This window comes from Candidatus Pelagibacter sp. PS_02 (assembly GCF_059418065.1).
On the sequence record NZ_CM182079.1, the window covers coordinates 567,770 to 582,124 of the forward strand.

14 protein-coding genes and 1 pseudogene are annotated in these 14,355 nt (G+C 30.1%); 13 read left to right on the top strand and 2 right to left on the bottom strand.

Annotated elements, in window-relative coordinates; all coding sequences use genetic code 11:
- The 9 genes and pseudogenes from AC5SL4_RS02915 to secF all read left to right on the top strand — a co-directional run bounded on the left by AC5SL4_RS02915 (window position 1) and on the right by secF (window position 6,702).
- Window positions 1–741 (top strand): segregation and condensation protein A, encoded by a 741-nt coding sequence (locus AC5SL4_RS02915; RefSeq protein WP_271564864.1) that lies wholly within the window; start codon window positions 1–3, stop codon window positions 739–741.
- The gene (gene scpB / locus AC5SL4_RS02920) at window positions 738–1,439 is read left to right on the top strand and encodes an SMC-Scp complex subunit ScpB (protein ID WP_006996944.1); all 702 of its coding nucleotides are present in this window, start codon (window positions 738–740) and stop codon (window positions 1,437–1,439) included. The genes AC5SL4_RS02915 and scpB overlap by 4 nt, the downstream gene beginning before the upstream one ends.
- A gap of 42 nt (window positions 1,440–1,481) precedes the next feature.
- Window positions 1,482–1,682 (top strand): twin-arginine translocase TatA/TatE family subunit, encoded by a 201-nt coding sequence (gene tatA / locus AC5SL4_RS02925; RefSeq protein WP_006996943.1) that lies wholly within the window; start codon window positions 1,482–1,484, stop codon window positions 1,680–1,682.
- Window positions 1,683–1,687: 5 nt separating this feature from the next.
- Window positions 1,688–1,909 carry a Sec-independent protein translocase protein TatB gene (tatB, locus tag AC5SL4_RS02930; RefSeq protein ID WP_020169402.1) on the top strand — a complete coding sequence of 74 codons (222 nt, stop codon included), beginning with the start codon at window positions 1,688–1,690 and terminating at the stop codon, window positions 1,907–1,909.
- Window positions 1,896–2,660, top strand: a complete 765-nt coding sequence (gene tatC, locus AC5SL4_RS02935) for a twin-arginine translocase subunit TatC (RefSeq protein ID WP_006996941.1) — start codon at window positions 1,896–1,898, stop codon at window positions 2,658–2,660. Before tatB ends, tatC begins: the two co-directional genes overlap by 14 nt.
- Window positions 2,653–3,911 (top strand): annotated as a pseudogene (serS, locus tag AC5SL4_RS02940) (serine--tRNA ligase). Before tatC ends, serS begins: the two are co-directional and overlap by 8 nt.
- 50 nt (window positions 3,912–3,961) lie before the next feature.
- Window positions 3,962–4,249, top strand: coding sequence for a preprotein translocase subunit YajC (gene yajC / locus AC5SL4_RS02945; protein WP_494575821.1), 288 nt, complete (start codon window positions 3,962–3,964; stop codon window positions 4,247–4,249).
- Between the two features lie 12 nt (window positions 4,250–4,261).
- Window positions 4,262–5,815, top strand: a complete 1,554-nt coding sequence (gene secD / locus AC5SL4_RS02950) for a protein translocase subunit SecD (protein WP_494587555.1) — start codon at window positions 4,262–4,264, stop codon at window positions 5,813–5,815.
- Window positions 5,815–6,702, top strand: a complete 888-nt coding sequence (secF, locus tag AC5SL4_RS02955; RefSeq protein WP_484014221.1) for a protein translocase subunit SecF — start codon at window positions 5,815–5,817, stop codon at window positions 6,700–6,702. Before secD ends, secF begins: the two co-directional genes overlap by 1 nt.
- Before the next feature lie 2 nt (window positions 6,703–6,704).
- Here the strand turns inward: secF and AC5SL4_RS02960 are convergent, their stop codons facing one another.
- Together AC5SL4_RS02960 and uvrA are read right to left on the bottom strand one after the other, a co-directional pair.
- Window positions 6,705–7,298: a urate hydroxylase PuuD gene (locus AC5SL4_RS02960; protein WP_494587556.1), complete on the bottom strand. Its 594-nt coding sequence runs from the start codon at window positions 7,296–7,298 to the stop codon at window positions 6,705–6,707.
- A 27-nt stretch (window positions 7,299–7,325) separates the two neighbouring features.
- Window positions 7,326–10,205, bottom strand: coding sequence for an excinuclease ABC subunit UvrA (gene uvrA / locus AC5SL4_RS02965; protein ID WP_494587557.1), 2,880 nt, complete (start codon window positions 10,203–10,205; stop codon window positions 7,326–7,328).
- Between the two features lie 89 nt (window positions 10,206–10,294).
- Between uvrA and ssb the strand changes: the two genes are divergently transcribed.
- The 4 genes from ssb to AC5SL4_RS02985 are packed head-to-tail and all read left to right on the top strand — an operon-like array spanning window position 10,295 to window position 14,349.
- On the top strand, window positions 10,295–10,753 hold the full coding sequence (ssb, locus tag AC5SL4_RS02970; protein ID WP_494575703.1) for a single-stranded DNA-binding protein: 459 nt from the start codon (window positions 10,295–10,297) through the stop codon (window positions 10,751–10,753).
- Between the two features lie 5 nt (window positions 10,754–10,758).
- A complete protein-coding gene (gene gyrA, locus AC5SL4_RS02975; protein ID WP_494587558.1) occupies window positions 10,759–13,308 on the top strand; it encodes a DNA gyrase subunit A in 2,550 nt (849 codons plus the stop codon).
- Complete coding sequence (coaD, locus tag AC5SL4_RS02980) at window positions 13,308–13,802, top strand: pantetheine-phosphate adenylyltransferase (RefSeq protein WP_494587559.1); 495 nt, start codon at window positions 13,308–13,310, stop codon at window positions 13,800–13,802. The genes gyrA and coaD overlap by 1 nt, the downstream gene beginning before the upstream one ends.
- The gene (locus AC5SL4_RS02985; protein WP_271626971.1) at window positions 13,795–14,349 is read left to right on the top strand and encodes a peptidylprolyl isomerase; all 555 of its coding nucleotides are present in this window, start codon (window positions 13,795–13,797) and stop codon (window positions 14,347–14,349) included. Before coaD ends, AC5SL4_RS02985 begins: the two co-directional genes overlap by 8 nt.
- Window positions 14,350–14,355: the final 6 nt, after the last annotated feature.

The following is a 14,355-nucleotide window of genomic DNA, read 5'->3' on the forward strand; positions in this document are numbered from 1 at the left end:
ATGTCTGATACTGATTCTAAAAACTTTAATGTAGATCTTGACAATTATAACGGCCCACTTGATGTGTTATTAGATTTGGCAAAAGCTCAAAAAGTTAACCTTGAGGATATTTCTATAACATTACTGGCTGATCAATTTCACAATTATATTACTAATGAAAAAAATCTAAATCTAGAATCTGCATCAGAATACTTGTTGATGGCTACATGGTTAACTTATCTTAAATCAAAACTTTTATTGCCAGGAAATCCAGAAGAAGAATTTAAAGTTTTAGAAGTTGCTGAAAAATTAAAATTACAATTAAAAAAATTAGAATTGATTAGATTACTTTCTGACCAAATGTTACAAAGAAAAAGACTTGGTAGAGAAATAAGAACTAGAGGAATTAAAGGAAATATACGATCTATATATAGTACTGAATATAAACTAAATCTTTACGAACTTTTAAAATCTTATTCCTCAATTATTATGACCAAAGATTTTCAAAGGATGAATATTCCTAAACTTCCAGTTTTTACCACTGAAGATGGCATTAAAAGAATAAAAGAATTCTTTGGTAAGTTAATTGATTGGAGAAATATTAATGAACTAATACCTTCTTCATTTAAAAGTGGCTCAAAATATAAAACAACTGGTAAAGCAGGAATTTTTGCTGGTTCCTTAGAGCTGGTTAAAGAGGGCAATCTGACTATAAAGCAAGAAAACTTATTTGATGATATTTATATTAAAGAATTAAAATGACAAAAATAAAAAAAGAAACAAATAACAATATAGTTACTTTCCCATCAAAAATGAATGATGGTGAAAGAGAAGTTGAGGCAATAATTTTTGCTGCTGCTGAACCATTAGATATTGACACTATCGAATCTAAAATTTCAAAAAAAATTGATGTTTTAAAATCATTACAGAAATTACAAAAAGAATATTCATCAAGAGGAATTAATTTAGTTTGTATTTCTAATAAATGGTCTTTTAGAACTTCTGAAAATTTATCGAACCTTATGTCTCAGGAAAAAACTGTAGAAAAAAAATTGTCAAGAGCTGCAGTTGAAACATTAGCAATAATTGTTTATCACCAACCTGTTACTAGAGCTGAAATAGAAGAAATAAGAGGTGTTGCTTTTGGAACAAACACACTTGAGATTTTAATGGAGTTAAATTGGGTAAAACCACAAGGCCGTAAAGATGTACCCGGTAAACCAATTCAGTATGGAACAACTGATGATTTCTTAAGTCATTTTAGTCTTCAAAAATTGTCTGATTTGCCTACAGTTGACGAATTGGGATCTGCCGGCCTTATTGATAGCTCAAATATTGATAATGCAATATTTGGTACTGGTAAATTTTACAAAGAGAAACAAGTTGAAAAAAAAGAGGATATTTATGAAAATATCGATGAGATGTTAGGTGGAACACTAAGTCCAGATGAAGAAAAGTAAAAAGTTACTTTAAAAATAAATTTAAAAGAGGTATAAAATATTATGAGCATTGGAATTTGGCAAATAGCAATCGTAGTTATTCTTGTTGTACTTTTATTTGGTAGAGGCAAGATATCTAGCTTAATGGGCGATGTAGCCAAAGGTATAAAAAGTTTTAAAAAAGGTATGGCTACAGACATTACAGACGAACCTGAGCCTAAAAATGTTTCAGAAAATAATCAAGATAGCAAAGACAAAGAATAGATTAAATGCCCACTATTGGCTGGTTTGAGATTTTAATAGTAGTTGCTGTTGCAATCATTGTTATTGGACCCAAGGACTTCCCCTATATGTTAAAAAAAGTTGGTTCGTGGATTGGAACCACAAAAAGATATATTAGCAATATACAAAATGAGGTAGCTGACCTTGATATCAATTCTAATGAAATAGAAAAACCTATAGAAGAAAAAAAAGATAATGACAAAATCTGAAAATGAAGGCGGTTTTGTAAGCCATCTAACTGAACTTAGAAAAAGACTAATTCATTCTTTTATTTTTTTATTCATTTTTTTTATTGGATGTTATTTTTTTTCAGAACATTTATATGGTTTTTTAGTTGAGCCTTTTGCTAAAGCAGTAAATGAAAGTGGAACTGATAGAAGGTTAATTTTTACAGCTTTACAGGAAACATTTTTAACATATTTAAAGGTTTCTTTTTTTGCAGCATTCTTTGTTACTTGTCCCTATATATTGGTACAAATATGGAAATTTATTGCACCAGGTCTCTATAAGCATGAAAAAATTGCAATTGTTCCTTATCTAGTTTTAACGCCTATATTATTTTTTCTAGGAGGCATGCTTGTTTATTATTTAATAATGCCACTAGCTATTAAGTTTTTTCTCTCTTTTGAGAGTACAGGAGCTTCAACAGGATTACCCATTCAATTGGAAGCTAAAGTTAGCGAATATCTTTCTCTAGTTATGAAATTAATTTTTGCATTCGGTATAAGTTTTCAGTTACCAGTTGTCCTTAGCTTATTAGCTAGAGTAGGTATTGTTGATGCTGAATTTCTTAGAAAAAAAAGAAAATATGTCGTTGTAATGATTTTTGCTGCAGCTGCACTATTAACACCACCTGATCCCATAACTCAAATTGGACTAGCAATACCATTATTGATTTTATATGAATTATCTATATTTTCTGTAAACATTATAGATAAGAAAAATAAAAAAAATGCATAATATTAAAGAAATTAGAAATGATGTTGAGGCTTTTAAAAAAGCTTTGAATAAAAGATTTATAGAAATAGATGTGGATAAGATTTTATCGTTGGATGAGAATAATAGAGAGTACATCCAACAAAGAGAATTACTTGAAAAAGAAAAAAAAATATCTCAAAGTCTAAAGATCAATCACTTTTTGAAAAATCAAAAAAGATAACTGTTAAAATAGATAATATTAGTAAATTACAAGCTAGTGTTAAAAATGAATTGGAAACAATTTTGTCATCAATACCAAATATACCTCATCCAGACGTTCCTACAGGTAAAGATGAAAACTCAAATGTAGAAATTTCTAAATCAGGAACAATACCAAATTTTAAATTTAAACCTAAATCACATTATGAATTAGGCGAAGACTTAAACATGCTTGATTTTGATCTAGCAACGAAAACTACTGGTTCAAGATTTGTTTTTGTAAAAGATAAATTGGCCATGCTAGAAAGAGCTTTATCAAATTTTATGCTTGATACACATGTGAATACTAATGGTTATGAAGAAATATCTCCGCCACTAATTGCAACTGATGCTACTATGTATGGTACGGGACAATTACCTAAATTTGATAATGACCAGTTTGAACTTAAATTAGACGACTCTAGTGACAGAAAATTTTTAATTCCAACTGCTGAAGTTATTTTAACCAATATTGTAAAAGACCAAATTATTGATAAAAAAAAACTTCCAATGCGAATGGTTGCCTCAACACCCTGTTTTAGAAAAGAAGCAGGAAGTTATGGTAAAGATACTAAGGGAATGATTAGACAGCACCAATTTTACAAAGTTGAAATGGTGAGTATTGTTGAAATTGATAAGTGCTTACCAGAACTTGATAGAATGACTGATTGTGCAACTAAAATTTTAGATTTACTAAAACTTCCATACCGAAAAATTGTTTTATGTACTGGTGATATGGGTTTTAGTGCTGAAAAAACTTTTGATATTGAGGTGTGGCTTCCATCGGAAGATAAATACAGAGAAATCTCAAGTTGCTCTTCATGTGGATCATTTCAAGCTAGAAGAATGAAAGCCAGATATAAAAACGAAAAAAAAGAAACTGTGCTTGTTGGCACCTTAAACGGCAGTGGTTTAGCAGTTGGTAGAACATTAGTTGCTATATTAGAAAATTATCAACAAGAAGACGGGTCTATTCTAGTGCCAGAAGCTTTAAAGCCTTACATGAATAATATTGAAAAAATCGTTAAGATTTAAAGTTGTTTTAATTAGATAGATGTTGTAAGAATTCATTTTAATTAAGGAGAATTATGGATCAAGGAATAGGCCAATTTATACCACTAATTTTAATTTTTGTTATTTTTTACTTTTTTTTAATAAGACCTCAACAAAAGAAAGTTAAAGAGCATAAAGCCATGGTAGAAAACTTATCAAGAGGAGACAAGGTTGTAACTTCTGCTGGTATTATTGGGACAGTTGAAAGAATTATTGATAATGAAAAAGTTGAAGTGCAAATTGCTGACAACGTTAAAGTAGAAATTATGAAATCTACAGGTATTCAAGGATTACTTAACTCCCCTGAAGTAAAAAAATAACATTTTACTAAAGTGTTATACTTTTCTAAATTAAGAATTACCTTAGTTTCTTTAGTATCAATTTTTTTTATTTTTATTGCTGCATCAAATTTTCAGAACCCTGAAGACAGTTTTATTTCAAAAAAGATAAATCTAGGTTTAGATTTACAAGGCGGATCATATCTTTTGCTTGAAATTGATAATGAACCCGTTGAGATTCAAAAATTACAAAATACAACAACTGTTATTAGAAATTTTTTAAAAGATAAGAAAATATCTTTTAATGATCTAAGAATTAAAGATAAAAAAATAATATTCAGTATACCCAATGATAATATTGAGTCGGTTCAATCTTTTTTTCTTGATAAAGAAAGTGATATTAACCCTTATTATTTTCAATATAAATCACATCAGTTTGATGTAAATATTCAAGATAATGAATTTATACTAACTCTATCAAAATATGGACTTATTGAAATTAAAACATCTTCACAAGATCAAGCTATAGAAATAGTTAGAAGAAGAGTTGATGAAGTTGGTACAAATGAACCCAATATACTGAAAAGAGGTAATAATAGAATTCTAGTTGAGCTTCCTGGTCTTGATGATCCCATGCGTATCAAGTCACTTTTAGGAAAAACTGCAAATTTAACATTTAGATTTGTCACTCAAAATAATAATGACACTTTTGGTACTGAAATGCTTCAATTTGAAGATGGAACTAACGAAGCAATGGTTAGCAAAAGAATAATCTTAAATGGTGAGAATTTATTGGATGCTCAACCACAAATGAATAATCAAACCAACGAAACAGTAGTATCATTTACACTTGATAGAGTGGGGGCAAAAAGATTTGGTAAAGCAACCAGTACAGGAATTGGCAAACAATTAGCAATTGTTCTAGATGGTAAAATTGTTAGTGCTCCAGTAATAAGGGATACTATAGCAAGTGGAAATGGTCAGATCAGTGGAAATTTTACATTTCAGTCTGCAACAGACTTGGCATTACTTCTAAGATCAGGAGCGTTACCAGCGCCGCTTAACATTATTGAAGAAAGAACAGTTGGACCTGACCTTGGTCAAGATTCAATTAATGCAGGAGTTATCGCCCTTATGATTGGTTTCTTATTGGTGATAATTTTTATGTTTGTTAAATATAGAATTTTTGGTCTAATTGCTAACATAACACTATTAATTAACTTACTTTTTTTAGTCGGTATTTTAACTTTATTTGAAGCAACATTAACACTTCCTGGAATAGCAGGTATCATTTTAACGGTTGGTATGGCAGTTGATGCTAACGTGTTAATTTTTGAAAGAATTAAAGAAGAATGCAAGAAAGAAAAAAATAATATTATAGCTTTTGATACAGGTTATGTGAAATCAAAAACTGCAATTATAGACGCAAATATAACCACATTAATTGCAGCTGTAATCTTATTCTTTATGGGCTCTGGACCTGTTAAAGGTTTCTCTGTGACTTTAGCTATAGGAATTTTTACAACACTGTTTTCAGTTTATTTTATTGCAAGAATGCTTACTGGCCTTTATGTCGTAAGAAATAAAGAAAAGACTGAACTAATATAATGATTAATTTTAATAAATTTTATAAACTATTTAATCTAATCTCTTTAAGTTTAGTTGTTGCATCTGTTCTATTATTATTTTTTAAAGGACTTAATTTTGGTGTAGATTTTAAAGGTGGAACTTTAATAGAACTAAGGTCTAACGATAAAAATATTAACGTTACTTCTTTAAGGCAATCTTTTAACAAAATGAAATTAGGAGATTTTAATATTAAAAAATTTGGCAATGAAAATGATTTTTTAATCAAAATAGAAAAAAAAGATACAAGTGCAAATGCTATAGAAGTTATAAAAAAAGATTTAACATCTTCATTGGGGAGTTCTTTTAATTTCAGAAGAGTTGAAAACGTAGGTCCAAAAGTTAGTTCTGAATTATTAAAGTCTGGTATTATTGCAATCGCACTATCTCTAGCTGCAATGTTATTTTACATATGGATAAGATTTGAATGGCAATTTAGCTTAGGTGCAATTTTAGCCTTATTTCATGATGTCATTATAACACTTGGTCTTTTTTCACTATTTAGTTTGGAAATAAATCTATCAATAGTTGCAGCAGTTTTAACTATAGTTGGTTATTCTATGAATGATACCGTTGTCATTTATGACAGAGTTAGAGAAAATTTAAGAAAGTTTTCTGATATCAAGATTTATGAACTTACAAATATCTCAATCAATGAAACACTTTCTAGAACTATAATCACATCAGTCACGACATTGCTTGCTTTAGTTTCAATTTATTTATTTGGTGGAGAAATATTAAAAGGTTTTTCACTAGCTATGATAATGGGTGTTGTATTTGGAACTTATTCTTCAATTTATATAGCTAATCCTATACTTGTGAAACTTAGAGTTTCCCAAAAAACAATCCTAAAAGAAGATACAGAATAGATTTAATAAAGATTTTGAGCTGCTACCATTGAAAGTAACATTGGTAACGATAAAAGAGTATTTGTTCTTGAAAACAACATTGCTGTCCTTGCTGATTTTGTTTTAACATCAGGTTCGCACTCAACAATACCTAGTGCTCTTTTTTGATTTGGCCAAATTATAAACCAAACATTAAAAGCCATGTATAAGCCAAGCCACATTCCAATACCAATAGCTGTACTTTTTCCACCACCACCTAAAGTCATAGCATCGTGTAAATAACCATTTAAATAAGCTAAAATTAATCCAGACAATACTGTTAGTAAAGCTGCCCATCTAAAATAAAACAAAGCTGCTGGCGCAATAACTTTACCTATAGCAGGTTTTTGTTCGTCAGGAATTTTAGGCATGTTGGGAATTTGAACAAAGTTAAAATACCAAAGAAGTCCAATCCACATAATAGCAACAGTTACATGAATAAATCTTGTTAACCAACTCCAAAAAATTGTATCAAAATCAAAACCACCATTACCATAAAATAATCTTAGAAAAAGGATAATAGCTAAAGCTAATGATGCATGTATTGTCTTTGGAAGCGATGATAGTAAATTACCCATAATTAGAATCACTTATACACTAATTTTTTAAATCTTTAACTTCTTTTTAAATTTTTCTTCCAGCATAGGTTTTAAGAATTCCCCAGTATAACTACCTTTTATTTTTATAATATCCTCAGGTTTGCCTTCTGCGATAATATTTCCTCCTTTGACACCACCCTCAGGACCCATATCAACAATATAATCAGCTGTTTTAATTACATCTAAATTATGCTCAATAACAACAACGGTATTTCCTAGTGCTACAAACGTATGTAGTATTTCTAATAATTTTTTAATATCATGCTGGTGAAGTCCAGTAGTTGGTTCATCTAAAATATACATAGTTCTTCCTGTAGATCTTTTCGATAGTTCCTTGGCTAACTTAATACGCTGAGCTTCTCCACCAGATAATGTTGTAGCCTGTTGTCCAATCTTTATATAACCAAGCCCAACTTTTTTTAATGTTAATAGTTTGGTTTTTATATTTGAAATATTTTCAAAGTATTCACATCCTTCATCAACAGACATATTTAATACATCGGCTATACTTTTATCCTTAAACTTTATTTCAAGAGTTTCTCTATTATACCTAGTTCCCTTACATTCATCACATTGTATATAAACATCAGGTAAGAAATGCATCTCGTATGTAATTACGCCATCGCCTTCACAAGCTTCACATCTTCCACCTTTAACATTAAATGAAAATCTTCCAGGTTTATACCCTCTTGTTTTTGACTCAGGTAGTGCAGTAAACCAATCTCTGATAGGCCCAAAGGCTCCGGTATAGGTTGCTGGATTTGATCTTGGTGTTCTCCCAATTGGTGATTGATCTATATCAATTATCTTATCTATAAGCTCAACACCCTTATAACCTTTAAATGCTTTTGGAACTTTTCTAGCTTTGTTATTTAAGGTTAAATTTAATGCATGATATAATGTTTGCAATATCAATGTAGATTTACCACTGCCAGAAACTCCAGTAACGCAAGTAAAGCTTCCTGTTGGAATTTTAAGATTAACGTTATTCAAATTATTTCCACTAGCTCCATTAATTTCTACAAATCTACCATTCTTAGCAAGTCTTCTAGTTCTCGGAATTTCTATATATTTTTTATGAGATAGGTATTGACCAGTGATACTATTTTTATTTTTAAGTATCTCGTTATAAGTTCCTTGTGCAATGATCTCACCACCGTTAGTACCAGCTTCTGGTCCTAAATCTATTATGTGGTCAGCATTTTCCATAGTTTCAGTGTCATGCTCAACAACGATTACTGTGTTTCCAAGATCTCTTAGTCTTTTCAATGCATTAATTAGTTTAACATTATCTTTTTGGTGCAAACCTATAGAAGGTTCGTCAAGAACATATAATACTCCTGTCAATCCTGAACCAATTTGCGAAGCAAGCCTAATTCTTTGTGCTTCTCCACCAGAAAGAGTCCCGGACTCTCTTGATAAAGTTAAATACTCAAGTCCAACATTTAAAAGAAACGTTAACCTCTCATTAATTTCTTTTAGAATATGTTCTGCTATTTTAAATTGTCTTTTATCAAGATTTTGTTCCAACCCCTTAAACCAGTTAGCAGCATCTAAAATAGATTTTTTTGTAACATCGCTTATATTTTGATTATCAATTTTAACACATAAAGCTTCCTCTTTTAGTCTATTACCATTACAACCTTCACATGCAGAATCTGATTGATATTCCGCTATAGCTTCTCTCTTCCACTCACTGTCAGATTCTAGAAATCTTCTTTCAAGATTGTTTATAACACCTTCAAAAGTTTTTTTATGAGAGTATTTTTCATATCCATCATCATAGACAAATTTTATTTCTTCTTCGTCTGATCCAAATAAAACTACATCTTTAAATTTTTTGGGTAATTTTTTCCATTTTTCATCTAAAGAAAATCCATAGTGTTTAGCAATAGAGGCTAATGTTTGAGCATAATATAGTGTGGTCGATTTAGCCCATGGTTCTATAGCACCATCAGCTATACTTTTTTTTTCATCAGGAACTACTAAATTTGGATCTACATTTAATTTAATACCAATACCTTCACATTCAGCACAGGCCCCATATGGACTATTAAAAGAAAAAAGTCTTGGTTCAATTTCTTCGATTGTAAAACCACTTTCTGGACATGCAAATTTTGTCGAGTAAATTAATTTTTCAATTTTTCTAAATTTTTGAGGTAAAGTTTCGTCTTCGTACTCAACAAATACAAGACCATTTGATAAATTTACAGCTGTTTCAATACTTTCTGCTAAACGATTTCCTAGATTTGAGTTCAAAACAATTCTGTCAATTAAAACAGATATATCATGCTTAAGTTTTTTATCTAATTCAGGTGCTTTATCTATGTCATAAAGAACCTCATCAATTTTAATTTTTCTAAAGCCTCTTCTTTTATAGCTTAAAATATCTTTTCTATATTCACCTTTACGGCCACGGACCACTGGCGCATATATATAAATTGTAGATTTTTTGGGAAGTTTTTTTATTAAATCAACAATCTGTGTAATTGTTTGTGAAGTTATTGGCTTTCCAGTAAATGGAGAATAGGGCACACCAGCTCTTGCATAGAGCACTCGCATGTAATCATAAATTTCTGTAACTGTAGCAACAGTTGATCTTGGGTTCTTTGATGTATTTTTTTGTTCAATAGCTATTGCTGGACTCAATCCTTCAATAAGGTCAACGTTAGGTTTTTTCATTTTATCTAAAAATTGACGAGCATAAGCAGATAAACTTTCAACATATCTTCTTTGTCCTTCTGCATAGATAGTGTCAAATGCTAATGAAGATTTTCCAGAACCGGAAAGTCCAGTAATAACAACAAATTGATCTTTGGGTATTTCTACAGAAACATTCTTTAAATTATGCTCCTTTGCACCCTTGATAACTATCTTTTTGATCATAATTTTAGTTGCTTTAAATTAATAAAATTAATATTGAGTTTATATTGTGATATAAAACTAAATAAATAAATAAACACTTATAAAATATTATGGCTGGAAGTTTAAATAAAGTATTATTAATTGGGCGTTTAGGCGCAGACCCTGAAATTAAACAAATGGTAAACGGCAAAAGCGTTGCAAGATTGAGTTTAGCAACTAGTCAATCATGGAAAGACAAGACAACAGGTGAAAAAAAAGAAAAGACTGAGTGGCACCGAATAGTTGTATTCAATGATGGGTTAGTAAATGTTGTTCAGCAATATTTAAAAAAAGGAGCTCAAATTTATGTTGAAGGACAAATAGCTACTAGAAAATGGAAAGATGAACAATCTGGACAAGACAAATATTCTACAGAAATTGTAATTCAAGGATATAACTCTTCACTAACAATGTTAGGTGGAGGAAATACTGGTGGTGGAATCCAAAATGATAACACACAAGCACCTGCTAATAATTTTGAAGATAGTCTACAAACTTCAAATGATATGGATGACGAAATTCCATTTTAATTTCTATGAAAGACACAGAAATACCTAAAGATAAAAATATTAAACTTATCTCCATGCATGATGAGATGAGTTCATCGTATTTGTCATATGCGATGAGTGTAATTGTGAGTAGGGCTCTTCCTGATGTTAGGGACGGACTTAAACCTGTTCATAGAAGAATATTATTTGCCATGTATAAAGGTGGTTACGATTGGTCAAAACAATTTAGAAAATCTGCAAGAATAGTTGGAGATGTTATTGGTAAATATCACCCACATGGAGATCAATCTGTTTATGATGCTCTAGTTAGAATGGTTCAGGATTTTTCTATGAGTTTACCTCTTGTTCAGGGCCAAGGTAACTTTGGATCTATTGATGGAGATCCAGCTGCGGCTATGAGATATACTGAGACTAGATTGGCTAAAGTTTCGCAATACTTAATAGACGATATTGAAAAGGATACCATCGAATACAAGAGTAACTACGATGAAACAGAAAAAGAACCATCAGTTTTACCCGCTCAATATCCCAATTTATTGGTTAATGGAGCTGGTGGTATAGCAGTTGGAATGGCAACAAGCATACCTCCACATAATTTAGGTGAAATTATTGATGGAACATTAGCCTTAATTGAGAATAAAGATATTAAGATTAAAGAATTAATGAAACACATTCCGGGTCCTGATTTTCCTACAGGTGGTGTCATCATCGGTAAAGAAATTATTAAAGCAGGATATAATGTGGGTCGTGGATCATTTAAAATTAGAGGTGAAATAAGTGTTGAAGCACAAAAAAATGGTAGAGAAAGACTAGTTATTACATCTGTACCTTATCAAGTAAATAAATCAGTTTTAAATGAAAGAATTGCCCAACTGGTTAGAGAAAAAAAAATTGAAGGAATAAAAGATATTAGGGATGAGTCTAATAGAGAAGGGATTAGAGTAGCAATTGATTTAAGAAATGGTGTTGAGCCAGAAACTATTAAGCGATTACTTTATAAAAATACTTCGATAGAAAGTTCTTTTGGTTTTAATACTTTAGCGATCGTTGATGGCAAACCTAAAATATGTAATTTAAAAGAGTTTTTAACAAATTTTTTAACATTTCGTGAAGATGTTGTTATTAAGAAAACTAAATTTGACTTAAAAAAAGCAGAGGACAGAGCTCATATTTTGATTGGGTTATCTGTATCTGTTGAAAATTTAGATAAGATTATAAAAATTATACGGTCTTCAAAAACTCCTGATGATGCTAAAAAGTCATTATTAAACACTAAGTGGAAAATTAATAAATCTTTAAAGTTAATTTCACTTGTCGAAGATAAGAAGGGAAAAAATTTATACTCATTATCTGACCCTCAAGTAATTGCTATTTTAGAACTTAGACTTCAAAAACTTACAGCTCTTGGTATTAATGAAATAGAAGTCGAAATTAAAAAATTAGCTGATTTAATTAAGGGATATAAGAAAATAATTAATTCCAAAAAAGAACTTTTAAACGTAATAAGTGAAGAGCTTAAAACTATTAAAGAAAAATTTGCTGTACCACGAAGAACTAAAATTATAGATGCTATTTTAAACTATGATATTGAAGAAACTATTCAAAAAGAGTCTGTTATTATTACAGTTACACTTCAAGGATATATTAAAAGAGGAGCATTAAGCAGTGTTAAACAACAAAAAAGAGGTGGCAAGGGTAAATCTGGGATTACAACGAGAGATGAAGATTCTGTAGTACAAACTTTATCAGTTAACACACACACTTCTGTTCTTTTCTTTTCGACAGAAGGACTTGTCTACAAAATTAAAGCTTGGAAGATACCTGAGGGATCAACTACATCAAAAGGTAAATCCCTATTTAATATCTTACCTTTAAAAAATCATCAATCAATCAGTTCAATTATGCCATTCCCTGATGAAGAAAGTGATACGAAAAACCTTCAAATTGTTTTTGCAACTGCAAAGGGCAAGGTTAGAAAAAACAGTCTAGAAGACTTTTCTTCCATTAATTCAGCTGGAAAAATTGCAATAAAATTAGATCCCAATGATAAAATCGTAGGAGTTGAAATTTGTAAAGATGATCAAGATGTAATGCTAAGTACAAAAAATGGTAAATGCATTAGATTTGAATCAAAGAAACTAAGAATATTTAAGGGTAGATCCTCCAAAGGTATAAAGGGTATAGAGCTATCTCCTAATGATGAGATTGTTTCTCTTTCAATAACAAATAAAGAAAAAATCAAAAACGATAATAAATCTGATGGAAGATTTGTTTTATCAATTACAGAAAATGGATACGGCAAAAAAACTATAAACAATGAATATAGAGTTACCAATAGAGGTGGTAAAGGCATAATTGGAATTGTTAACTCACCTAGAAATGGCAGTATATGTTCGTCATTTCCTGTTATAGAGGGAGATGATGTGATGATTTCAACAAATAAAGGTAGAGTGATTAGAGTTGCTGTTAAAGAAATCAGAACAGCAGGAAGAAATACTCAAGGTGTAAGAATTATCAAATTATCTGGTGATGAAAAAGTTGTTTCAGCAATAAAAATTGATGATAACTTGGAGTAATGAAAAAAGTTGCCGTATATCCCGGAACATTTGACCCAATTACCTTTGGTCATATTGATGTTATAAATAAAGCTTTAAAATTATTTGATAAAGTTATTATTGCTGCTTCTGATGGTGCTAATAAAAATTATCTTTTCAATTCATTTGAAAGAGTACAATTAATTAAAAAAGCCTTATTTGTTGATTTAAAGTTTGATAAAAAGAAGATTGAAGTTATTTCATTTACATCATTAACAACTGATTTATGTAAAAAATATAAATCTAATATTATTTTAAGAGGTTTAAGAGCAGTATCTGATTTCGAATATGAATTTCAACTAGCTGGAATGAATAGAAAATTGAACAATAATATAGAAACAATTTTTTTAATGTCTGATGTTGAAAATCAAATCATTTCATCAAGATTTGTTAAAGAAATAGTGAGACTAAAAGGCGATATCAAAAAATTTACTACAAAAAGCACAATAAAATCTTTAAAAGAAAAATATGAATAAACTTATAACAAAATTTTTAATTTTATTTTTTATACTAACCAACAACACAATCGCAGAGGAGAATATTATGATTTTAAAGCTTAAAGATGGAGACGTTAAAATAGAACTTTTTGAAGATGTGGCACCTAATCATGTCAAAAGAATTAAGCAATTAGCAAAAGATGGTAAATACGATGGTGTCGTATTTCACAGAGTGATTGATGGCTTTATGGCGCAAACTGGTGATGTTCAGTTTGGTAACTCTTCTAATGATCAATTTGATTTAAGAAGAGCTGGAATGGGTGGCTCTGATTTACCTGATCTTAAAGAGGAATTTAATGATTTACCTCATGAAAGAGGAACGCTATCTATGGCTAGATCACAAGATCCAAATAGTGCAAACAGCCAATTTTTTATATGTTTTAAAGAGGCGTCTTTTCTAGATAGACAATATACGGTATTTGGTAAAGTTATTGAAGGCATGGATCTTGTTGATAAAATCAAAAGAGGAGATCAAAACAATAACGGTTCTGTTTCTAACCCAGATAAAATCATTAGCTTTAAATAATTTTAG

Coding starts and splice junctions, on each gene's coding strand:
- AC5SL4_RS02915 (WP_271564864.1), top strand. CDS start 1: ATGTCTGATACTGATTCTAAAAACTTTAATGTAGATCTTGACAATTAT.
- scpB (WP_006996944.1), top strand. CDS start 738: ATGACAAAAATAAAAAAAGAAACAAATAACAATATAGTTACTTTCCCA.
- tatA (WP_006996943.1), top strand. CDS start 1,482: ATGAGCATTGGAATTTGGCAAATAGCAATCGTAGTTATTCTTGTTGTA.
- tatB (WP_020169402.1), top strand. CDS start 1,688: ATGCCCACTATTGGCTGGTTTGAGATTTTAATAGTAGTTGCTGTTGCA.
- tatC (WP_006996941.1), top strand. CDS start 1,896: ATGACAAAATCTGAAAATGAAGGCGGTTTTGTAAGCCATCTAACTGAA.
- secF (WP_484014221.1), top strand. CDS start 5,815: ATGATTAATTTTAATAAATTTTATAAACTATTTAATCTAATCTCTTTA.
- AC5SL4_RS02960 (WP_494587556.1), bottom strand. CDS start 7,298: ATGGGTAATTTACTATCATCGCTTCCAAAGACAATACATGCATCATTA.
- uvrA (WP_494587557.1), bottom strand. CDS start 10,205: ATGATCAAAAAGATAGTTATCAAGGGTGCAAAGGAGCATAATTTAAAG.
- ssb (WP_494575703.1), top strand. CDS start 10,295: ATGGCTGGAAGTTTAAATAAAGTATTATTAATTGGGCGTTTAGGCGCA.
- gyrA (WP_494587558.1), top strand. CDS start 10,759: ATGAAAGACACAGAAATACCTAAAGATAAAAATATTAAACTTATCTCC.
- coaD (WP_494587559.1), top strand. CDS start 13,308: ATGAAAAAAGTTGCCGTATATCCCGGAACATTTGACCCAATTACCTTT.
- AC5SL4_RS02985 (WP_271626971.1), top strand. CDS start 13,795: ATGAATAAACTTATAACAAAATTTTTAATTTTATTTTTTATACTAACC.